The 21,785-nt window shown below is 38.5% G+C and carries 19 protein-coding genes; 16 read left to right on the forward strand and 3 right to left on the reverse strand.

The window, feature by feature from the left end; genetic code table 11:
• Positions 1-13 precede the first annotated feature (13 nt).
• The gene (locus AC012T_RS21015; protein WP_487060650.1) at positions 14-289 is read right to left on the reverse strand and encodes a DUF7219 family protein; all 276 of its coding nucleotides are present in this window, start codon (positions 287-289) and stop codon (positions 14-16) included.
• Between the two features lie 650 nt (positions 290-939).
• Here AC012T_RS21015 and purC point away from each other — a divergent pair.
• The 14 genes from purC (at position 940) to AC012T_RS21085 (ending at position 15,513) form a co-directional block, all read left to right on the forward strand.
• A complete protein-coding gene (gene purC, locus AC012T_RS21020; protein WP_487060651.1) occupies positions 940-1,704 on the forward strand; it encodes a phosphoribosylaminoimidazolesuccinocarboxamide synthase in 765 nt (254 codons plus the stop codon).
• Between the two features lie 105 nt (positions 1,705-1,809).
• Positions 1,810-4,272, forward strand: a complete 2,463-nt coding sequence (locus AC012T_RS21025) for a BamA/TamA family outer membrane protein (protein ID WP_487060652.1) — start codon at positions 1,810-1,812, stop codon at positions 4,270-4,272.
• 328 nt (positions 4,273-4,600) lie between these two features.
• Positions 4,601-5,476: a UDP-3-O-acyl-N-acetylglucosamine deacetylase gene (gene lpxC / locus AC012T_RS21030; RefSeq protein WP_487060653.1), complete on the forward strand. Its 876-nt coding sequence runs from the start codon at positions 4,601-4,603 to the stop codon at positions 5,474-5,476.
• Between the two features lie 59 nt (positions 5,477-5,535).
• The gene (fabZ, locus tag AC012T_RS21035; RefSeq protein ID WP_487060654.1) at positions 5,536-6,051 is read left to right on the forward strand and encodes a 3-hydroxyacyl-ACP dehydratase FabZ; all 516 of its coding nucleotides are present in this window, start codon (positions 5,536-5,538) and stop codon (positions 6,049-6,051) included.
• 189 nt (positions 6,052-6,240) lie between these two features.
• Entirely contained in the window at positions 6,241-7,059 is an 819-nt protein-coding gene (lpxA, locus tag AC012T_RS21040) for an acyl-ACP--UDP-N-acetylglucosamine O-acyltransferase (protein WP_487060655.1), read from the forward strand.
• 230 nt (positions 7,060-7,289) lie between these two features.
• On the forward strand, positions 7,290-8,450 hold the full coding sequence (lpxB, locus tag AC012T_RS21045; protein WP_487060656.1) for a lipid-A-disaccharide synthase: 1,161 nt from the start codon (positions 7,290-7,292) through the stop codon (positions 8,448-8,450).
• Complete coding sequence (locus AC012T_RS21050; protein ID WP_487060657.1) at positions 8,384-9,769, forward strand: DNA cytosine methyltransferase; 1,386 nt, start codon at positions 8,384-8,386, stop codon at positions 9,767-9,769. Before lpxB ends, AC012T_RS21050 begins: the two co-directional genes overlap by 67 nt.
• A gap of 131 nt (positions 9,770-9,900) precedes the next feature.
• Complete coding sequence (locus AC012T_RS21055) at positions 9,901-10,143, forward strand: DUF1902 domain-containing protein (RefSeq protein ID WP_487060658.1); 243 nt, start codon at positions 9,901-9,903, stop codon at positions 10,141-10,143.
• A 3-nt stretch (positions 10,144-10,146) separates the two neighbouring features.
• Positions 10,147-10,344: a type II toxin-antitoxin system HicA family toxin gene (locus tag AC012T_RS21060; RefSeq protein WP_487060659.1), complete on the forward strand. Its 198-nt coding sequence runs from the start codon at positions 10,147-10,149 to the stop codon at positions 10,342-10,344.
• Positions 10,345-10,352: 8 nt separating this feature from the next.
• Positions 10,353-11,396, forward strand: a complete 1,044-nt coding sequence (locus tag AC012T_RS21065) for a hypothetical protein (protein ID WP_487060660.1) — start codon at positions 10,353-10,355, stop codon at positions 11,394-11,396.
• 50 nt (positions 11,397-11,446) lie between these two features.
• Positions 11,447-11,707 carry a hypothetical protein gene (locus AC012T_RS21070; protein ID WP_487060661.1) on the forward strand — a complete coding sequence of 87 codons (261 nt, stop codon included), beginning with the start codon at positions 11,447-11,449 and terminating at the stop codon, positions 11,705-11,707.
• 271 nt (positions 11,708-11,978) lie between these two features.
• Positions 11,979-12,644: a deoxyribonuclease V gene (gene nfi, locus AC012T_RS21075; protein ID WP_487060662.1), complete on the forward strand. Its 666-nt coding sequence runs from the start codon at positions 11,979-11,981 to the stop codon at positions 12,642-12,644.
• 312 nt (positions 12,645-12,956) lie between these two features.
• Positions 12,957-13,511 (forward strand): FHA domain-containing protein, encoded by a 555-nt coding sequence (locus AC012T_RS21080; protein ID WP_487060663.1) that lies wholly within the window; start codon positions 12,957-12,959, stop codon positions 13,509-13,511.
• Between the two features lie 34 nt (positions 13,512-13,545).
• Positions 13,546-15,513: an FHA domain-containing protein gene (locus tag AC012T_RS21085; RefSeq protein ID WP_487060664.1), complete on the forward strand. Its 1,968-nt coding sequence runs from the start codon at positions 13,546-13,548 to the stop codon at positions 15,511-15,513.
• 75 nt (positions 15,514-15,588) lie between these two features.
• Here AC012T_RS21085 and AC012T_RS21090 read toward each other — a convergent pair whose 3' ends face one another.
• Positions 15,589-16,812 carry a glycoside hydrolase family 10-like protein gene (locus tag AC012T_RS21090; RefSeq protein WP_487060665.1) on the reverse strand — a complete coding sequence of 408 codons (1,224 nt, stop codon included), beginning with the start codon at positions 16,810-16,812 and terminating at the stop codon, positions 15,589-15,591.
• Positions 16,813-17,475: 663 nt separating this feature from the next.
• On the opposite strand from AC012T_RS21090, the gene AC012T_RS21095 reads away from it, so the two are divergent.
• Together AC012T_RS21095 and AC012T_RS21100 are read left to right on the forward strand one after the other, a co-directional pair.
• Positions 17,476-18,204, forward strand: a complete 729-nt coding sequence (locus AC012T_RS21095; RefSeq protein WP_487060666.1) for a GDSL-type esterase/lipase family protein — start codon at positions 17,476-17,478, stop codon at positions 18,202-18,204.
• A 196-nt stretch (positions 18,205-18,400) separates the two neighbouring features.
• A complete protein-coding gene (locus AC012T_RS21100) occupies positions 18,401-18,835 on the forward strand; it encodes a hypothetical protein (RefSeq protein WP_487060667.1) in 435 nt (144 codons plus the stop codon).
• 47 nt (positions 18,836-18,882) lie between these two features.
• Here the strand turns inward: AC012T_RS21100 and AC012T_RS21105 are convergent, their stop codons facing one another.
• Positions 18,883-21,570 (reverse strand): DNA methyltransferase, encoded by a 2,688-nt coding sequence (locus AC012T_RS21105; protein WP_487060668.1) that lies wholly within the window; start codon positions 21,568-21,570, stop codon positions 18,883-18,885.
• Positions 21,571-21,785: the final 215 nt, after the last annotated feature.

A 21,785-nucleotide genomic window follows, 5' to 3' on the forward strand; every position in this document is an offset into this window, starting at 1 on the left:
CTCAGTCACCAGATTAATCTTCAGACTCAGAATCATTATTTTGGAACGGTTCTTCACCTATCCTTAGTTGCTTTTTCGAGCGTTTTAACTGCTTCCACAGCATCTTTATTTGTTTGTAAGCTTCATCTGGTGGGAGTTTACCACCTGTTTCCAAGTTACAAATGTAACTTATGCGCTGGGCAAATTCCTGTAAATTGGCGTTGAAAACTAAATTCTCAGGCTGTACATGACCGTAGTAGCGACCACGAGGATAGAGAAAATCACCTTTGTCCATTATTTTTTTCTCCATGTATTTAACACTCCTGCTGATTTTCTTGTTTGCAGCAGAACCACTAGCTACTCTTCATCTCTATTGTTTGAGGACAGGAGAAAGCAAATGATTACACTTTAAACGATGACAATCTATTTATGGCAACCTTTTTAGAGCTATTGGTCAATTTTAACTTTGACAAAATAATCAAGAGATTAAGTGAGATAAGTTAAGTCATTAAACAGGGGGTTTGTTAAAAAAATTATGATGCCAAAGTGACCAAAGCTATTGACGAGCCATCATTCGATATATATTCTTGTAAAGAAATATTACAATCTCCTCAAAACAGGTTTTACCAATGCTCCTATGCTTACAACTATTTCATTTTATTCCTTCATCCATAAAAATGGGTTTTAATTAACTTCAACCAAAAAAAAATTATTAAAGGTATTAATATATACTTTTTTAGATTATTATATAATTTTATTTACCAAAATTACAAAAAGTTAACTAAAAATTTTAGAGGTTTTATGTATAGTTGACCCGTTTCACTGAAAAGACGGGGGAATAGGGAACATGGAAGAGAAAACACAATGAAATTAGCACCTTGTTAACTCATCACCAATGGCTAATAACTAAAGATAAAATGGTTAAGCCGAAGATCACTGCCTAGAACTGTACCTACCATTATGTCTGTTAATACCAAGCTATACGAAGGCAAAGCGAAAATTCTATATACCACAGAAGACCCTGAAGTCTTGCTGGCTGATTTTAAAGATGATGCGACTGCATTTAATGCTCAAAAGCGGGGCAGTATTCAGGGAAAAGGCGGCATAAACTGTACTATTTCCAGCCATTTGTTTCAACAGTTAGCAGCCTATGGCATCAAGACTCATTTTATTGATTGTCCATCGCCAAATCAAATGCGAGTCAGAGCCGTGAAGATTTTGCCACTAGAAGTAGTTGTCAGAAATATAGCTGCGGGTAGTCTATGTCAACAAACAGGGCTGCAAATAGGTACAGTTTTGCGACAGCCTTTGGTAGAGTTTTATTACAAAGACGACCAACTAGGAGATCCACTGCTCACACGCGATCGCTTGCGGCTGCTGAAACTAGCCACCGAGGAACAAGTTGATAGCATTATCCATCTTGCATTGCAAATCAATGATTTTCTTCAAAAATTTTGGCAACAGTGTGGCATTACCCTAGTAGACTTTAAACTCGAATTTGGTGTGGATTCACAACAGCAATTGCTCTTGGCCGATGAAATTAGCCCTGATACGTGCCGTTTGTGGGATATAGCAGAAACCGATCCTAACCGTCGAGTCATGGATAAAGACCGTTTCCGTCGAGACTTAGGGAATGTAGAGAATGCTTACCAGGAGGTTTTACAAAGAGTATTACAAGTAGTGGAAAAACAAAATTATAGCAAAGTGCTTAGTCCTGAATCCTAAGTATAAAACCAGTAGAAACAATAACTGCGAGTGAGTAGTCCTATGCCTTTTATGGCTAAAGACTCATAACTAAATTTGTAAAGGTGTGTGGTAGTGAAGAAGAATATGAATAAAATGCATTTATCTCCTGTATTGCTGGCAGTGATTGCGATCGCTACGCCCAACCCAGGCATTGCCCAAACGCCTAATGTCCAGCAGCAAGTAACAGAGGTTTCCACTCTAGAAACAAACCAGCCGTTACAACAGGAAACTAATCGAAATAGTGAAAACCCAGCATCTGATTTACCTGCAAAAGCAGTAGTCATCAAAACTGAACCTCACCAATCTGCGACTGAGGTCAAAGTCTTAACCTCTAACTCAACATCAATAGCAACACCAGAAGTAATTTTACCCACGGTAACGGCAAACACTGCACAAATTGCCCAAGCAGAACCATCTCCCCAGCTAAAACCCGTAGCAACATCTGAGGTAATTTTACCAACAGCTACAACAACGGCAAACACTGCACAAGCCTTGAAAGCAGCACTATCTCCCCAGCCAAAACCCGTAGCAACATCAGAAGTAATTTTACCAACAGCTACAACAACAGCAAACACTGCACAAGTTGCCCAAGCAGAACCTTCTCCCACCCCTGACACTGTTCCTACTCAGGAAAACATCGAGCCACCCACAGCCGAGCCTGTTTTTCCTGCTACTCCAGAAACGACAGAAACAGCAGAACCCCGTGTATTAGTTTCAGAGGTAGCTGTCCAATCACCAACGGGGACACTCTTACCCAAACTAGAAGAAGAAGTTTATAAAGCCATTCGTACCCAACCAGGACAGACAACAACCCGGACCCAATTACAACAAGATATTAATGCTATCTTTGCCACAGGCTTTTTCTCCAACGTGCAAGCAGTGCCAGAAGATACACCTCTGGGTGTGCGGGTTAATTTCGTTGTTAATCCCAATCCCGTCTTGACTAAGGTAGAAGTAGATGCTAACCCTGGTACTGGTGTTGCTTCCGTAATTCCTGCTACTGTTGTCAATGAAATATTTGAAAAACAGTATGGGCAAATCTTAAACTTGCGAGATTTGCAAGAAGGTATCAAGCAATTAACCAAACAGTATCAAGACAAGGGTTATGTACTGGCTAACGTAATTGGAGCGCCAAAAGTCTCAGAAACTGGAGTTGTCACCCTACAAGTAGCAGAAGGTGTAGTTGAAAATATTAAAGTCCGTTTCCGTAATAAAGAAGGACAGGAGACAGATGATAAAGGGCAACCAATTCGCGGACGGACTAAAGAGTATATTATTACACGGGAAGTAGAATTAAAGCCGGGTCAAGTATTTAACCGCAACATAGTACAACAAGATCTACAAAGGGTGTTTGGGCTGGGATTATTTGAAGATGTGAATGTCTCCCTTGACCCTGGTACTGACCCCAGCAAAGTGGATGTAGTATTAAATGTGGCTGAACGTAGTAGCGGTTCAATTGCTGCCGGTGCAGGTATTAGTTCGGCTAGTGGATTATTTGGTACTATTAGCTATCAACAGCAAAATCTGGGCGGTAGAAACCAAAAACTAGGAACAGAGATACAGCTAGGTGAAAGAGAACTGCTGTTTGACCTACGCTTCACAGATCCTTGGATTGCAGGTGATCCTTACCGCACTTCTTATACAACTAATATTTTCCGCCGTCGCTCAATTTCTTTGATTTTTGAGGGCAAAGATGACAATATTGAAACCTTTGATCCAAACAATATTACTGATCAAGACAACCAAGATCGCCCCCGGATTACCCGTTTAGGTGGTGGTATATCCTTTACCCGTCCCCTTTCCGCCAATCCCTACAAAAAGTCAGATTGGGTTGCTTCAGCAGGCTTGCAGTATCAAAGGATTTCAGGGCGTGATGCTGATGGCAATCTCCGAAAACAAGGGGCAATATTTGATGATAATGGTAATATCATTAGCCCGCTAGTTCCCTTGACCCAATCGGCAACAGGTGAAGACGATTTGCTATTGTTGCAATTGGGCGCACAACGCGATCGCCGTAATAATCCTTTACAACCAAGCAGTGGTTCTTACCTCCGTGTCGGAGTTGATCAGTCTGTACCCATCGGACAAGGTAATATTTTACTTACCAGATTACGGGGCAATTACAGCCAATATTTACCCGTTAAATTCCTCAGCTTTGGTAAAGGCACACAAACCCTAGCATTTAACCTCCAAGGAGGAACAGTTCTAGGTGACTTACCTCCCTACGAAGCCTTTACTCTTGGTGGTAGCAATTCTGTTCGGGGTTACGACGAAGGCAGATTAGCTTCTGGACGCAGTTATGTACAAGCATCAGTCGAGTATCGCTTCCCCGTTTTCTCTGTAGTGAGCGGCGCTCTATTTTTAGATTATGGTAGTGACCTGGGTAGTAGTACCAAAGCATCTGAAGTGCTGAATAAAAATGGTAGTGGCTACGGCTATGGTCTAGGTGTGCGTGTGCAGTCACCATTAGGACCAATTCGCATAGACTATGGCATGAGCGATGATGGCGATAGCCGCATCAATTTTGGGATAGGGGAAAGGTTTTAAGTAGGAGTCAGGAGTTCGGAGTTCGGAGTTCGGAGTCAGGAGTCAGGAGTCAGGAGTCAGGAGTCAGGAGTCAGGAGTCAGGAGTCAGGAGGCAGGAGTTCGGAGTCAGGAGGCAGGAGTATGGCTTATGCCACGCTATGCCTACGGCACACTACGTGAACGCTATCAGTAGTGAAGAGAATATCTCCCTCATCTTCCCTATCTCCCCAGTACCGAGTACTTGCTAATTTTCACCTTTGCCTTAATACTATTTCCGTAAAGGTCATCAGGGTTTCTACAAAAAACAGCACATGAGCAATATTAACGAAAATAGATCAGTTCTTCGCCTATGCACCAGCACACTTTAGCGGCAGAAATTACCCAAACAGGTGTGGGGTTGCATAGTGGTGTGAGTACCCATGTGCGGATATTACCAGCAGAGGTGGGAAGCAATCGCTATTTTGTGCGGGTGGACTTACCAAATTCACCCATTATTCCTGCCCAAGTTGCAGCAGTTAGTCAAACTATGCTGTCAACTCAATTGGGTGAAGGTGATGTCTCTGTCCGCACGGTAGAACATTTGTTAGCAGCTTTGGCTGCTATGGGTGTAGATAATGCCCGCATTGAAATTGATGGGACAGAAGTACCTCTTTTAGATGGTTCTGCCCAGATATGGGTTGAAAGCATTGCCGCAGTTGGCTTGGTATCACAGCCAGTTAGCAACACACAAGCACCTATCACTATTCAAGAACCTATTTGGGTTTATCACGGTGATGCTTTTACCTGCGCCCTGCCAGCAGCAGAAACCCGTTTTACCTATGGGATTGATTTTGAGTTGCCCGCTATTGGTAATCAATGGTACAGTTATTCACTAATTACCAATTTAGAAACCACCGAAAATACTGAAAATACGTTTATTACAGAAATTGCTCCTGCCCGTACCTTTGGTTTATTGCATCAGATCGAACATCTTCAGCAGTCGGGTTTAATCAAAGGTGGTAGCTTAGATAACGCCTTAGTTTGTGGATCTGAAGGTTGGCTAAATCCACCATTAAGATTTGCAAATGAACCAGTTAGGCATAAAATTTTGGACTTGGTAGGAGATATGAGCTTGCTGGGCCAATTTCCCGTTGCTCACTTCTTAGCATACAAAGCTAGTCATAATTTACACGTTCAACTGGCACAAAAAATTTTAGAATTAAACCCAAAATTAACTAAAATTTAAGATTGTATGCTATTTTTTAGCCTACTTTGTTTCCCCATTCCCAATTAACTCAATTACCAATGTCAACTCTCACCCAAACTAACTCTACTGAAGTGACTACATCTGAAGGAGATGGACTCAACAGCAATACACCGGAAATTAAAACAACGTTCACAGTTGAAGAGATTCAGCAACTATTACCTCATCGCTATCCCTTTTTACTGGTAGACAAAATTATTGACTATGTTCCTGGGAAACTAGCAGTGGGCGTAAAAAATGTCACTTTTAATGAACCTCAATTTCAAGGTCATTTTCCCAGCCGTTCACTGATGCCTGGTGTCTTAATTGTGGAAGCAATGGCACAGGTAGGCGGAATTGTCATGACGCAAATGTCTGATTCACCTGGTGGTCTATTCGTATTTGCAGGTATTGATAAAGTCCGTTTTCGCCGCCAAGTAGTTCCAGGAGATCAGCTAGTTATGACAGTGGAACTGTTGTGGGTTAAACAACGTCGTTTCGGTAAAATGCAGGGTCGAGCCGAAGTTGATGGACAACTAGCTGCTGAAGGGGAATTGATGTTTTCTTTAGTTAGCTAAAATTTTATTTTACTGGTCTGGGCATAGCCGTGAACTGCCCTCAGTCAATCCTTAAAGAGCGTAACAGTAAAAACAAAAAACCACAATAGTATTTACTGATTTCTGGATTTTCGCCCCTCACACGTTGTTTGCCCGACACTTTTTTCACTGAACATTTAATACACAGCACTCAGTTCTGGAGAGTCTCCTTTGAAAACGCTTATTCATCCAACTGCTGTAATACATCCTAATTCTGAACTCCACTCAACAGTGCAAGTCGGTGCTTATGCTGTGATTGGAGCCAATGTCAAAGTCGGTGCGGAAACTGTGATTGGCGCTCATGCAGTGCTAGAAGGCCCATGTGAAATTGGGGCGCGAAATCATATTTTTCCCGGTGCAGCTATCGGTATGGAACCCCAGGATCTCAAGTATGTGGGAGAACCAACTTGGGTAAAAATTGGGGATAATAATTCTATTCGTGAGTATGTTACTATTAACCGCGCTACTGGTCGAGGTGAAGCGACAGTAATTGGGAATGGTAATCTACTCATGGCTTATGTTCATGTGGGTCATAATTGCTTGATTGAGGACTCGGTGGTAATTGCTAATTCTGTGGCCTTAGCGGGTCATGTCCACATTGAGTCAAGAGCTAGATTAAGCGGGGTTTTGGGTGTCCATCAATTTGTACATATTGGTGGTATGTCGATGGTGGGTGGTATGGCACGTATTGATAGAGATGTTCCTCCCTATATGTTGGTGGAGGGTAATCCTTCAAGGGTGCGATCGCTCAATCTAGTGGGTCTAAAACGCTCAGGAATGCCCGTCAAGGACTTCCAAATTCTCAAAAAGGCTTTCCGTATTCTCTATCGTTCTAACTTCCTTTTTAAAGATGCTTTGGCTGAGTTGGAACAGATCGGAGACACGCCACAATTAGAACATTTACGCCGTTTCTTGTTACTGGCAAAAATGCCGGGAAGACGCGGTTTGATTCCTGGGAAAGGCAGAAAAAGCAGCGGTGATGAGTCTTGATTTAGTTCCTTCATCATTGGTTGGATTAGGGATTATTCGACATATTCCCTAATCACTGGAAGAATATGGATTAATTGAACCGCATTCGCGAAGCGTCTCGAAGAGAAGACGCGTAAAGCCTTCGGCATAGCTTCGCTTACCGTGCAGCGTCTCCGACAGGAGAAGGAAGAAATAAAGAAGAAGGAAGAGAGCAAAAATCTAAAATCTAAAATCTAAAATCTAAAATCGAAATGCGGATATTTATTAGTACGGGTGAGGTCTCTGGCGATTTGCAGGGGTCGCTTTTAATTGCAGCACTTCAGCGTCAAGTTGCAGCTATGGGTTTGAAGTTGGATATTGTGGCTTTGGGTGGGGAGAAGATGGCTGCCGCCGGAGCAACGATTTTGGGCGATACTAGCGGTATTGGTTCAATGGGTATTATTGAGGCTCTACCTTACTTTATACCTACTGTTCAGGTACAACGGCAAGCGATCGCTTATCTCAAGCAAAATCGACCTGATTTAGTGGTGCTGATTGACTATATGACTCCTAATATCGGGATTGGTAGTTATATGGAGCAGCATTTTCCTGATGTGCCTATAGTATTTTATATTGCACCGCAAGAGTGGGTGTGGTCAACGAGTTTTGAAAGAACGAAGCGGATTGTCAGCTTTACAGATAAGCTATTGGCGATTTTTCCCGAAGAAGCTCGTTATTATCAGCAGAAAGGGGCTAACGTTAATTGGGTGGGTCATCCTTTGATTGATAGGCTGGAAAATACTCCTAATCGGGAAGCAGCGCGGACAAGTTTGGGAATTAAAGGAGAACAAATTGCGATCGCTCTTTTGCCAGCTTCTCGTCAGCAAGAATTAAAATATCTGTTACCAATAATTTTTCAAGCTGCTCAAAATATCCAATCTAAATTACCAGAAACCCATTTTTGGATTCCTCTATCTTTGGAAACATTTAGACAACCTATTGAGAAAGCTATTCAAGAGTACGGGTTAAACGCTACAGTTGTATCAGGTCAACAGCAAGAAGTTTTTGCAGCGGCTGATTTTGCGATTACTAAATCTGGAACTGTCAATTTAGAATTAGCTTTATTAAATGTACCGCAAGTAGTTGTTTATCGCCTTAATACCATTACTGCTTGGATTGCGCGTAATGTTCTTAAAGGTTCTATTCCCTTTGCTTCTCCAGTAAATTTAGTTGTGATGCGGGAAATTGTGCCAGAATTGTTACAAGAGCAAGCCACAGCCGAGAATATTACTCAAGCAGCGATGGAATTATTATTAAATCCTGAGCGCAGACAGCAAACTTTGACAGATTATCAGGAAATGCGGCGATGTTTGGGAGAAGTGGGAGTATGCGATCGCGCTGCGAAAGAAATTTTACAAATGCTACCCAATTAGAACTTTTTGATGGAGAATCAGTCAAAAAAAACAAATATAAAAGACCGATAGCTGTTGAATTATTTGCTGGTGCTGGGGGAATGACTCTTGGTTTTGAACAAGCAGGTTTTGATATCCTCGCAGCAGTAGAAATTGACCCTGTTCACTGTGCAACCCACGAATTTAATTTCCCGTTTTGGCAGATTTTTTGTAAAAGTGTTGTTGAAATTACAGGAGAAGAAATTAGGAAATTATCTAAAATAAAAAATCAAGAAATTGATGTTTTATTCGGTGGGCCACCCTGTCAAGGATTTTCTTTAATAGGTAAACGTCTGTTAGATGATCCTAGAAATTCTTTGGTTTTTCATTATATTCGTTTAGTTCTAGAGTTACAGCCTAAATTTGTAGTTCTAGAAAATGTTAAAGGGATGACTGTAGGTAAACACCAGAATTTTCTTTTAGAAATAATCTCCGAATTTGAAAAAAATAATTATAAAGTTTGCAGAGATTATCAAGTTTTAAATGCAGCTAATTATGGAGTTCCACAAAACAGAGAAAGATTGTTTTTGTTAGCTTGTCGTCAAGATTTAGATTTACCAAATTATCCCCAACCAATTACTACACCATTTAAAAAAAATAAAGTTATTAATAATCAACTTCTATTAACTCCTACTGTGAGGAAAGCACTACAAGATTTACCAATAATTGAAAATTACCAAGAACTGTATGAACAAGATTCGGTATTAGCTGATTTTGGTAAAAGCAGCAGATATGTTAAACGACTAAATGGCTTTAAGTCTAAATTTGACAACTACAGTTATAAACGTATTTATGATCCAAAAATTCTCACGTCTAGTTTAAGAACCAAACATTCAGAAGCATCAATTCAAAGATTTGCAGATACTTTACCAGGGAAAATTGAACCCATTAGCCGCTTTTATAAACTTGATTATAAGGGTATTTGCAATACATTAAGAGCCGGAACTGCTAGTAATAAAGGTGCATTTACTTCTCCCCGTCCAATTCACCCATTGATTCCTAGATGTATCACTGTGCGGGAAGCTGCACGTTTACATTCTTATCCTGACTGGTTTAGATTTCATGTGACAAAATGGCACGGTTTTAGACAAATTGGTAATTCTGTGCCTCCTTTATTAGCGAAAGCTATAGCATCAGAAATTATCAATGCTTTAAATGTAGTACCATATAGACCTAGAACAATTAAAAATCTCGGAGATGAGAGTTTATTACATTTTAATATGTCGGAAGCTGGGAAATATTATGATGTGAATGCAGATATTATTGAACCTAGAATCAAAAAGCAATTAACAAACTACTGAAATTTCTAAATAGAAAGGGTTTTAATACACAAAAGATTAATTAAAATCGAGTATAATGGATTAATATTAGCGTTAGCGACTTATCCTTATACTCCATCATATTTTCTATTCAGTCTATAGAGTGTTTAATCATGACACCAATTACTTACCAAGTTGAAGCATTTTGGGATTCAGAAGCAGAGGTTTGGGTTGCAACTAGCGAAGATGTTCCTGGTTTGGTAACGGAAGCTTCGACAATTGAAGTTTTGACAGAAAAATTGCGAGTAATGATTCCTGAACTTCTGGTATTGAATAAAATTGTAACTCCTGATTATTTCGGTTCTATTAGCTTTGAGTTAATCAGTCATAGACAAGAATTGATACAGGTGGCTTAATAGATGAGTACCTCCTTTACACCTGAGTTAAAAAAAATGCTTTCTGAAGCAGGTTGCTATTTTGAACGTCAAGGCAAAGGTGATCATGAAATTTGGTACAGTCCTATTACACAACGTCGATTCGTGGTGGATAACTGTATTAAGTCTCGTCACACTGCTAATGCAGTTTTGAAACAGGCTGGACTGCCTAAATTTTTTTAAAAAGTAATATGATAAACACTCACACCATTAAAATCAGAAAAATATTAGAGCAATATTTCGGTATTGACGTAAAAGAATTCGGAGGCAATATAGAAATTATAGACAGGAATAAAATGGATATTCATAAATTTGATACCATGAAATTTCAATATCTAAAGCATTGGCAAAAGTTAAAAGCTCAAGATAATAAAAAACTATTTATTGGCGAAGATTTAATTATTTATTTACAATATATTATCCCTATTGAGGAAATCAAAAATATTCCTCTAAAATATCGTTGTTATTATCCATTATGTACAAAAGAAGAAATAGAGCGTATCAGAAAGCTAGAAAACTCAGAAGATTTTCTACTAAAGCTTAGAGCTGATTCAATAGTAGATCATCCAAGATTTACGAGGGTATTTGAATATCGCCGTCAGAAAAGTATCAATAATTGGTCACTTTCAAGTCATTTTAACAATGAACCTTTTAATAATTATCTGAACAATCTTTCACAAAATGATTTTAGAAAATGCAGAAGAATAACTGCTGGATTTGCCTTTATAAATGAGCCAAATGGTATTTGTATTAAAAATAATTTTGGTAATTCAATTATAATTTCTGAAGCTTTACAGTTCTTTCTCTACTGGATGAATTTGTTTCTTTTTTGCGGATATCTCAACGTATCGAATTATGGACATGAAATGCTAGAAGAGGATCTTTTTTCATGTTTTATAATTGCAATCAGAATTATGCTTGGTACGGAAACACTAGATTTTGATATTGACCCCAGAGGAAATGTACCACAAAGACTATCTGAACAAGTAAATGATATTGTGAGAGATCAGATAGAATTTGTTATTGGACACGAATATGCTCATATTTTACTAGGGCATCTTAACAACAATATTGTCAATGAATGTTTTCTTAGTGACATAGACATGAGAAATAAAAATATCTCATCAATTAAATATTATAACTATCGTCAAAAACAAGAGTTTGAAGCAGATTGGTTTTCCCTTAAAAATGCAAGAAAATATACATCCAACTATAAAGATGATATGGTCAATTGAGCTTTTACTTTTTTCTTTTCTTGTGTTTAGATTTATTTGAGATGGCAAGGATGTACATTAGCACTACACCTAATTGGCGTAGTTCACATCCTCAGCCAATTGAATGTTTGTGGAAACTGAGACAAAAAATAAATAAAAGATTTGGCTATAGTGTAGATGAACTCAAGGGAATAATTGAATCTTTATCAGATTTTAAGAACACAATGTTGAATGATTATCTCCCGTATAATATCGAAAAAATTGAAATTGAAGGCTCTGTTTATCTACCATCTTCAAAACGAGTTCCCCTTATTGATCGCATAGATTATTAATTTTTCAAAGGCTGATAATTTCAGTATATCAGTTACTATTAGTGGTATATGAACCAGATAATGAGGTGATTGTAGAATGGATAACATAGCCAAATTTTCTTCCTGAAAATAACTTAATCCTACTCATCCTGATTCAGATATTGTTATCATAATTGACAGAATTGCCAGATTAACAAGATTTCGTGGTAATCAAAAATATTTAATCTCTTAATCCTGAAAATCCTTAAATCCTGGATATCCTGATTCAGACATTTTTATTCGCAATTTAAATATGAAAATTCAACAAATTCATTCTTGGCCTAGCACAGTTGAAGAAGCTATAACCATTCAAGAAACCCTGCGAAATCAAGTAATTACTACAGACTTATTCACAGAACCTATTAAGTATGTTGCAGGTGTGGATATGGGTTTTCTCGAAGATGGTACAATTAGCCGTGCAGCAGTAGCAGTACTGAATTTTCCGGATTTGCAAGTAGTCGAAACGAGTTTAGCATACCGTCCCACGACCTTTCCTTACATACCTGGGTTCCTCTCCTTTCGGGAAATACCAGCGCTTCTTGATGCCTTAGAAAAGATTCAAACTATACCTGATATAATATTGTGTGATGGTCAAGGAATTGCTCACCCCCGAAGGTTAGGTATAGCTTGCCATTTAGGGGTAATAGTGGATATACCGACAATTGGCGTAGCAAAATCTTTGCTGATTGGTAAACATGAAGAATTACCAGAAGCTAAAGGAAGTTGGCAACCATTAATACATAAAAAAGAAACTATTGGCGCAGTTTTACGCACACGCACCGGAGTAAAACCTCTATATATATCTAGTGGACATCGCATTAGCTTACCAACAGCCATTGACTATGTATTACGCTGCACACCAAAATATCGGTTGCCAGAAACTACCCGCATTGCTGATAAATTAGCATCAGACAGATAACATCATTTATAGGACTTACGCACTGTACATACTGCACATAATATGTATGAAGGAGATTACCTAGTGTCAGGCTTTTGGCATTGCATATTAGTGCGTTGCGTCAGATAGAGACAATCTGTTGTGTAGTAAATTATCGGGTCTGACGCACCCTACAAAAGATAAAATTCATAATCTATATTTGATAGATTTTGTCAATGTGTAAGTCCTAATTTATTAAAGTTGATTTTCAAAACTTGCTTACTAGCACCCAATCATGTTAGGAATCCCAAAGAAACTATTTGAAGTAGCCAAATATAAAGTTACCTCAGAATAATGAACGCACTAACTTTACAGTGGCACGACGCAGGTCAAAATAAAACTCAGCAAATTTACGAGCAACAACAAAGTAAAAATTCTGGTAGTGTCCGTATTGGTCGTGACCCTTTACGGTGTGACATTGTTTTAACTCACCCGACTGTATCAGGGTTACACGTTGAAATATTTTTTCATTCTCAACAGCAATGTTTTTATATTAGAAATTTGCGGGAATCAAACCCTGCTCAAATAGATGGTAAGTCATTAATCCAAGGTGAAATTATTTTAAATAAAGGGAGCATTATTTATTTAGGACAGCAGCAACTTCAAGTTACTGAAATTTCAATTAACAGTATTCCTGCCACAGTTTTAGTTCCACCCCAACAACCACCAGCGCAACCGGGATATCAGCAGCATAAAAAGTCACTCCCGACACAACCAAAACCTGTTTATGGTTTGCAATGTTCCAGATGTCATAAAGTTTCCCCACCAGAAAATCTACAAGTAGGTTGTCCTTGGTGTGGTACATCTTTAGCAGCGGCTGTAAGTGTGCTAGTAGCACCGAAGAATTGAGTGCTGGATCAATTTCACCAATGACTAAGGACCAATGACTAATTTACAAATTCAATTAAGTTGGGAAGATCCAGCAACGGGAGAAAGACGGGAACCTAAGTTAAGTGTACCTATCGCTTTTGGTCGAGAATTTGCTCGTTTACCAGCAGAAATTAGGGGTCAACGTGTTTCGCGGATGTTACTAGATAGTAATGAAGTGTCTCGCTATCACGTCCTGATTGATTGGGAACAAGATTGGGAACAAAATCATTTTTTAGTGATTGATCAAAATAGCGTTAATGGTGTGTTGGTCAATGGTCAACGTCAAACACGCTGTCAGTTAGCTAATGGGGATACTTTGCAAATTGGCCCCTATATTATGACGGTGCAATTTGGTCTGAACACTACCATTCCTACTCCTAATAATCCTTCGACAATTCAATTTAATCCTCATACTAATTTCCCAGATCCTAGTATATCACCAGTGCCTGCTGTCACTCCTTTGGGAAGTAATTTTCCACCGCCAGCTTTTCAGGATGCAAAAATTGATTTGCAGGCGATTCATGCTACTGGTTTACCTGTTGATGAATGCGATTATCTAGCAATTGGGGCTGGTTTGGGTAGTTTTATTTGGGTTGATTTATTAAGAGTTAGTGGAATTAAAGCTGAAAAAATTATTGCTGTGGGACTAGAAGCGGAACCCTATGCTCGTTATAAACGGCTTTGTCTGAATTCGCAAATTCCGTTACATGAAAGGTTACGTTCTAATTCTGATTCTTGTCCTGATAATATTTGGGGTTGGCCTAGTTATGCTGTGAGGGAATCTTGGCATGATTTGACTAAAGGTCAGCTAAAATCGACTTTTAAATATTTATGGCAGGTTTTTGGTGAACCAACTTTTGCGGAAACTTATACTCCTCGTGCTGGGAATGTTTTTGATTCTATAGATAGGGAAGCAAGCCGGATTAATTGGCATCAAATTTATCGTTATGGAAGAGTAAGGGCAATTCGTAAAACTGAAGATGGTAGGTATTGTGTTGCTTATTCTCGCAGTCCGGGAAATTATGCTTTTTTAGTTTGTCGTTATTTACATTTGGCTACGGGATATCCTGCTATTCAGTTTCTCCCAGATTTGCAAGCTTATAGAGAAAAATATCAAGATTTTAAGTCTGTTGTGAATGCGTATGAAGCGCACGATCATGTATATGAACAGCTAGAACGCCAAGGTGGTACTGTTTTGATTCGGGGACGAGGTATTGTGGCTTCGCGGATTTTGCAGCGGATTTATGAGGCTAGAAAGCAAAATCGCAATATTACAGTTTTGCATTTAATGCGATCGCCTAAACCCCAAGGTAACAAATTCCAAAAAGCCCAGCGCACCGTCAAAAATCACTACGAATTTCAACCCTTTAACTGGCCAAAAGCCTGCTGGGGTGGTGAACTGCGGGTCATGTTAGAAAAAGCCACCCCCGAAGAACGTCAGCGTCTACTAGCCGACTGGGGTGGAACTACCACCGCAGACCGTCAAGATTGGCAAAATATCACTGAACAAGGCATTAAAGAAGGTTGGTATCAAATTACCTTTGGTCAGGTAATGGACGTAGAAAGAGATCACGAAAATCACACCATTACCCATATCCAAGAAAAAGGTTTTGGGGAGATGAAGTTAGTCGCTGATTTTATTATTGATGCTACCGGATTAGATGCCAAAGTCGATGCTAACCCGTTGCTAGAAGATTTGGTTCAACATTACAATTTACCCCTAAATCATTTAGGGCGGTTAGTAGTAGCAAATAATTTTGAATTAGTAGAAATGCGAAATACCAAAGGTCAAATGTATGCCGCAGGGGCGATAACTTTAGGTGGCCCCTATGCAGCAGTTGATAGTTTCCTTGGTTTGCAGTATGCGGCTTTAGTTGCTGTTGATGGATTATACACAGCCCGTGCGCCAGGAGTTGGGCGTTTAAATACCTTTAGTTCCTTTGGACAATGGCTAAAATGGGTGTCAAATCAATCACCATAAAGAGGTAAGGAACAGGTAGGAAGAAAGATTTTTACCAATCACCAATTACCCATTACCTATTTACCAATTACCAATTTAATCGGCTGCTAATCGCACAGCAGGATAAGGAAAAAGACTTTGAAATCCTTTTAAACGCTGACTTAATGACTCTGAAGAATTATTCCAAAGACTTTCATAATAAAAGAAAACTACACCTAAACCACGCTGTTGTGCGGCTCGTACTTGAGCTTTAATTTGATTCATAGATACGGGTTTTGTTCTTAATCCTGCCATAATTCCAACTCCAGTAGGAATTATTTGCTGTACTTCTTGCATTTCGGGGCGGGAAATTTTGGCGCTAAATTGATCTAAATTGTCTCGATAAACTTGTACAATTAACTCATTTACGATGTTTAACCGCACCCATTTGAGCCAGTCTTGTAGTTGAAACTTGTAAGCAAAATCGTAGTAATTAGGTGAAACTGAAAAAATTGCTTTTGGTTTTACTTGCTTAACTCTTTCGTTAAGTCTAACCATGAAATCTGTGATTTTATTTGCACGCCAGCTTACCCATTCTGGATCTTGAGCATCTGCTGGAGGATTCTTTTTGGTTTCTTGGCGGTACAAGGCAACTGTGTATTTATCATAGCCAAATTCATGAGGTAAACTCATGTGATCATCAAACTGAATCCCATCAATGTCATAGTTATTGGCAAGTTCTAACAACAGATTGGTGATAAAATCTTGTACTTCTGGATGAAAAGGATTTAACCATGAAACTTCACCAGCCGCACTAATAGAAGTCTGACTACCATTTCGTTTTTGTGTGAACCATTCTGGTTTATTTAATGCTAGTTCCGAGGTAGGAGGAGCCATAAAACCAAACTCAAACCAAGGAATTACAAGTAAATTTTGACGATGGGCTTTATTAATTATATCAGCAAGAATATCATGTCCATCTGAACCACGAAAAACAAAAGGTTGAATATCTAAACGTTTAGCTACATTACTAGGATACATCACATAACCAGAATTCCAAACTACGGGATAGATGGTATTGAAGTTAAGTGTTCGCATTTTGGTGACAGCATCCTGAACTTTGTCACGATTTTTGAAGATGTTAAGATCGTTGTTGGTAATCCACACTCCCCGAATTTCTTGACGAGGTGTTTGGGCGTTCACAGAAATGAAGGTATTTGCCCATAAAACGGTGACAAAGGAAATTAAAAATAAAACCGGAAACAAAGTTTTCAGTAATTTAGAATACCAATTCATTCTTTGTCCACGCTGCGAACTAAAGGAAAAGAGATTTATTTTCATCCTGGTGAAAGATGTATTGATTGAAGATTTATGCAGCCGGATCAGATTTTGACAGAATCTACGAGTCATATGATCTAAGAACATTAGGAATTTCGAGTTGGTAGTTGTTTCTTCAATGCTATGCATTGTATTGGGCTAAAACATTAATCCCATCTGATTGAGTAAATGTAGATTTGTTGACGTAGCTAATTAAAAGTAGTGCCTGGTTTAGATATTTTTTTTTGGATAAAGCCATATCAAATTAATTTTTCAAGGTTTTTAGATCAAAAGAATTCTGATTTCTTATGTTAAGCATTAAAGAGATGCCAATTTTGTAAAATTCAAACTCATTTTGATAAATTTGCTAAATTCAAAGTTAAATTGCCGAAATTTTTGATATATCTTTGTATTTATACAAGTTTAATACTCTATCTATAATATATTTACTGTTGACTTTACGAAAGTAATATGATTAGCAAATAATTTATAGGTATTCAGTTGTACTATTAGCATAATTGCTGGAAAATTTTTTTTGTATCTCCTCAAGTTCAAAACCCGGTGAAACAGTCCAACAGAGTTAATCTACCGTGTTTCAGATGAAAAGATAAAAAAGATACCATACAATAGTGCAAAGATGTATAGAATCTTGTAAAGACATAAATTACACTTACACTGCTGTTTAAGATGCAAACCTTGAAGCCTTCCTCCTCAATGCTGACTGTAGCGCCAAAATTATGCCAGCCTCTAAAGATTGTCGCCTTGGGAGATAGCTTAGTATATGGATATGGCGACCCGGATAAAGGTGGTTGGGTGGAACAACTAAGACGGTGGTGGATGTTGCCGGATAGTGTCGGTCATGTGTTATATAATTTGGGGGTTAGGGGCGATCGCACTCAACAAGTTTCTCAAAGGCTAGAAATAGAATTTCGCAATCGTGGGGAAATCCGCAACCGTGTCCCTGACCTGATAATGTTATCAGTGGGAGTTAACGACACACCCCGCTTAGGCCGTCCCAACGGCAAAAATTACACAGATTTCTCTCAATTTGAAACTGAAATCTCAGCATTATTAGACCAAGCACAACAACTGTGTCCCGTCGTCTTTGTAGGTATGGTTCCCGTCGATGAAACCAAAATGCCTTTTCTTGATTGTTTATACTACAATCACACCGACCAATATCGCTACAAAGAAGCCACCCGCATAGCTTGTAACCAACGGCAAATACCCTATTTAGATATTTTTGACCAATGGATGGAACGCAGTGCAGATTGGAGAGAAAAACGCATTACGGCAGATGGACTCCACCCCAATACTCTCGGTTATCAAGACCTATTAGAAGCTGTTCTTAACTGGTCAGAATTAGCAAAATATCATTGCCAAGTAGATTACCAACTTCAATTAGGAAATTCATAGTTTTTAATTTGCAATTAGGTATTTTCAATTAAGAAATATCCAAAAAATTCTTGTGGTGCGGGCATCTTGCCCGCTACTAATCCAAGACATAGAGCATTTCCTAATTAATATTATAGCCCCCTCCTCGCTTGCGGGGAGGGGTTATTAGAAACGCTATAAATATTAATTTTAATTCTTAACCACACGGTATTTATTTATGACTCCAACTTTATTTGGTCGTTGGCAAACTCGATTATTATTATTACTAACTGTCGGCATATTAGTATCCATACCTTTTGCAATTGGTTTAATTGGCAACCGTCCTCACACAGTTTATTTTTGGATTATTGCCTATGTTGCCATCTTTGGTTTAGCTTGGGATGTCGTTTATAACTATCTGCAAAAATTACGTTGGGATAGGGACTGGCCAGCAGCTTATCAACTTTTTGCAGGTATTTGGGAAATGGTTTTTGTCTTTTGTGGAGTGAAGATTTTTGGATTTTTGCCCATACCTATGCCTAAAGAAGAATTACCAGTAGAAGTATTTTTTCTCCATTACGGTATTGTTTGGTTCGCGGTTTTTATCACTTCGCAAAGTTTAATGAGGATTATTTTTCCCCGTTGGCGTTTTCGGGGTGGAGAGTGGTTTTAAAACGCAGAGGTATGAGGAGGTAAACGCAAAGGTAAGCAGAGAGTTTTTTAATTTGGCGACCAAGGCCCGATGATTTTTATTCCTTGTTTTTCTTTTTCTGCAAGTTCTGTGTTTAAGTTGAGTAGTTTTTCTAGAATATCATCGTTAGGGTGAAAATCATAAGCTTGCATTACTAGTTTATCTAGTTGTTGATGTAGTTTATAAAGTTGGCTAGTTGGTTCGTGAAAGAATTTATTATAAAGTGTCGTAATTCCCCACTGTTTTAACTCCATTTGTTCTGTGCGATATTGATGAACTTCTTCAGCTTTAGCACGAATTTGTTCAACTATTTTAACATTTGCTGTTTGAGGAAAGGGGAATGTTTCAAAACAGGTGTTGTGAGTGTAAGCAATATCAGCTTTTAATGTTGATTTTTGAATATTCATCCATTCACGATGTACATTAGATGCAAGAATACCAAAAATATAAAAATCATCAGAACTTACAACAACAGATTTATCACCTGGTAGCCAATTTAAAGGTGCTGGAATAAATATAGCCCATTTAGAAACTCTAGGAACGGTGAAATATAATGATACTTTTGAAATAGCTTCCCTCATTGCTGGTCTTTTTTCACCATATTTCCACCAATTAATTCTGGTAACATCTCTACGGTTGCTATCTCTTTTTGGTTTAACAGTGGTTTTAATATGTTCAAATAATAATTGGTAATCACTAGCATCCTCAATACTCATATCATTAAAATCAATAATCCATCTTTCTGGTTTACCATGAGGATTTTTAGCTAAGTTTGCACCCATTGAAAATAGTTTTAACACTTCTTTGTTGTTTGCATCTGCTTTTATCCAATCCGTTACCTGTTGTTCAGTTACAATAAATCCTTCACCCACCGGAATTACACCCTGAAAGCATTTATTAAGGTTTGCTTGTAAACGCACAGCTTGAGAAACATCAATACTAGATTTTAGAGAAGAATTGATTTGCGAAACTAGTTGATTATCTAAATAATAGTTTCCAGGTTTATCCTTACACCAATTGACAATACTTACATGAACTTTAGCAGCACCTGACCAAGGTTGAGTAGAAATTGCTTCATGAATATAACCACCATTTTGAGTAATATAATCTAAAGCAGCAATTCGGCTTTTACCTTGACTAATCGAATTAGTTGCAACTAAACCTACTCTACCTTTTTCACCTAGATTATCATGCGCTATTCTAAACCAATAACTGCAAAAATCAACTGAATCTTTTACCTTAGGAAAACGTTTAAAAATTTTATTTACATATTTATCGTTCAAAGTTATTCTTATATGTTTTCCACCCAAAAAAGGCGGATTTCCAATAATAGCATCAGCACTTACCCATTCACTAAACAAAGCATCTTGACAAACAATATTATTATCTAAAGTATCCAACGGTAAAGCCGGTTCAGTTAAATTAAAATTATCAATTGCAATCTTCCTTGCAATCATCAAAGTCACCCGCGCTAATTCCACCGCAAAAGGATTTGTATCCATTCCATAAAATTGCAAAGGTGTCACCAAACCCATTTGCATTTGCTTATCTTCAGATTTTCGTTTTTGTTGCATTTTCTCTAACAGCAAAGTTTCAATTCTCTTCAACTCCTGATAAGCCATATAGAGAAAATTACCCGAACCACAAGCAGGATCAAGAACACGATAACTTTGCAACTCTAATTGCAATCCAGAAAGATCCTTAATTGTATTTGCTGACTCAATTCTTTCTTCCCAAAAACGGCTAATAGTTGGACGGACAATTTTCATAATATCCGCTTCGGAAGTATAATGAATACCTCTAGCATGACGCTCTTTTTTATCCATCGTGCCTTCAAACAAATTTCCGAAAATAGCCGGACGTACCTTACTCCAATCCTCCCGCGCAGAGACATCTAAAAAATTTAATTCTTCTCTCGTTAACTCAATTCCATGAATTTGTGAAAACAACCCACCGTTGAAATAATCCACTCCTTGATAACGTCCCGCAGGAGTTTTTCCCGAAAGATTCATTTCCCGAAACAAACCACCCAAAATATCATAAGAACTCGCCCCATTTTTGCAATCTTGCACACAAGAAACAAACATATCACGAGGTAAAAGTTGTCTATCTTCTGCAAACATCGCTAACACACATTGCAAAATAAAACGCTGTGCTGTTAACTTCTCAATCCCCCGTTTTTCCAACTCTAATAATAATTCTCCCATCCGCCGTGCAGCGCGTTCTGTCACCTCAACCTGATTATTTTGGAATACAGGAGTTTTTTGCCCTAATTCCATAAATACCAAAGCTCCTGCCCGTTCTGGCAGTTCCTCCAGCGTAATTTTATCTACAGGTGTATCTAACTGAATATCAAAATCAAATATCCAAAACTCATCAAAATTGCACAAAATTACATATTTAGGACGATTCGGAACCAACCGCGTCCAATAATCAAAAGCCTGAGAATAATGTTTACTTAAATCTTCTCCCCGCTTTTTCATCTCAATCAAAACGCGAGGTTTCCAAACCAAATCAGCAAAACCAGTTTTCCCCTGTTTGCTACTTTTTTTAATCGCTTCCTCGTAAGTTGCCCCCGCTTCCAGCGCCCCCTCATGTCCAAACGCCCGAAAAAATCTGTCTAAAAACGTCTGTGCTTCCTTCCATTCCTGTCCCGTAATGTGCTGCTGACAAAAACTCACAAACTTTGCCAAACTTTCCGGTGTCGCTGCTACCATTTTCGCTGGGGAATTATCTTAAGTACCTTCAACAATCTCCATGTTACAAATTAATCAACCAAAATAGTAGAAGCATTTTCAGAAATACTCCTAACAATACCCAAACTCGTTCCCAGACTCCGGCTGGGAATGCCAACTCAGAGGCTCTGCCTCCTAGTAGAATATTCCTAGACTCTGCTAATAAGGAACGAGAAACAATCAACCAAAATTTTAGG

This window comes from Anabaena sp. EIM26, from assembly GCF_057568715.1.

Coding starts and splice junctions, on each gene's coding strand:
- AC012T_RS21060 (WP_487060659.1), top strand. CDS start 10,147: ATGAGTACCTCCTTTACACCTGAGTTAAAAAAAATGCTTTCTGAAGCA.
- AC012T_RS21085 (WP_487060664.1), top strand. CDS start 13,546: ATGACTAATTTACAAATTCAATTAAGTTGGGAAGATCCAGCAACGGGA.
- nfi (WP_487060662.1), top strand. CDS start 11,979: ATGAAAATTCAACAAATTCATTCTTGGCCTAGCACAGTTGAAGAAGCT.
- AC012T_RS21105 (WP_487060668.1), bottom strand. CDS start 21,570: ATGGTAGCAGCGACACCGGAAAGTTTGGCAAAGTTTGTGAGTTTTTGT.
- AC012T_RS21025 (WP_487060652.1), top strand. CDS start 1,810: ATGAATAAAATGCATTTATCTCCTGTATTGCTGGCAGTGATTGCGATC.
- purC (WP_487060651.1), top strand. CDS start 940: ATGTCTGTTAATACCAAGCTATACGAAGGCAAAGCGAAAATTCTATAT.
- AC012T_RS21095 (WP_487060666.1), top strand. CDS start 17,476: ATGCAAACCTTGAAGCCTTCCTCCTCAATGCTGACTGTAGCGCCAAAA.
- AC012T_RS21015 (WP_487060650.1), bottom strand. CDS start 289: ATGGAGAAAAAAATAATGGACAAAGGTGATTTTCTCTATCCTCGTGGT.
- AC012T_RS21090 (WP_487060665.1), bottom strand. CDS start 16,812: ATGAAAATAAATCTCTTTTCCTTTAGTTCGCAGCGTGGACAAAGAATG.
- AC012T_RS21100 (WP_487060667.1), top strand. CDS start 18,401: ATGACTCCAACTTTATTTGGTCGTTGGCAAACTCGATTATTATTATTA.
- AC012T_RS21050 (WP_487060657.1), top strand. CDS start 8,384: ATGTTTGGGAGAAGTGGGAGTATGCGATCGCGCTGCGAAAGAAATTTT.
- lpxC (WP_487060653.1), top strand. CDS start 4,601: ATGCACCAGCACACTTTAGCGGCAGAAATTACCCAAACAGGTGTGGGG.
- fabZ (WP_487060654.1), top strand. CDS start 5,536: ATGTCAACTCTCACCCAAACTAACTCTACTGAAGTGACTACATCTGAA.
- AC012T_RS21070 (WP_487060661.1), top strand. CDS start 11,447: ATGTACATTAGCACTACACCTAATTGGCGTAGTTCACATCCTCAGCCA.
- AC012T_RS21080 (WP_487060663.1), top strand. CDS start 12,957: ATGAACGCACTAACTTTACAGTGGCACGACGCAGGTCAAAATAAAACT.
- lpxB (WP_487060656.1), top strand. CDS start 7,290: ATGCGGATATTTATTAGTACGGGTGAGGTCTCTGGCGATTTGCAGGGG.
- AC012T_RS21055 (WP_487060658.1), top strand. CDS start 9,901: ATGACACCAATTACTTACCAAGTTGAAGCATTTTGGGATTCAGAAGCA.
- AC012T_RS21065 (WP_487060660.1), top strand. CDS start 10,353: ATGATAAACACTCACACCATTAAAATCAGAAAAATATTAGAGCAATAT.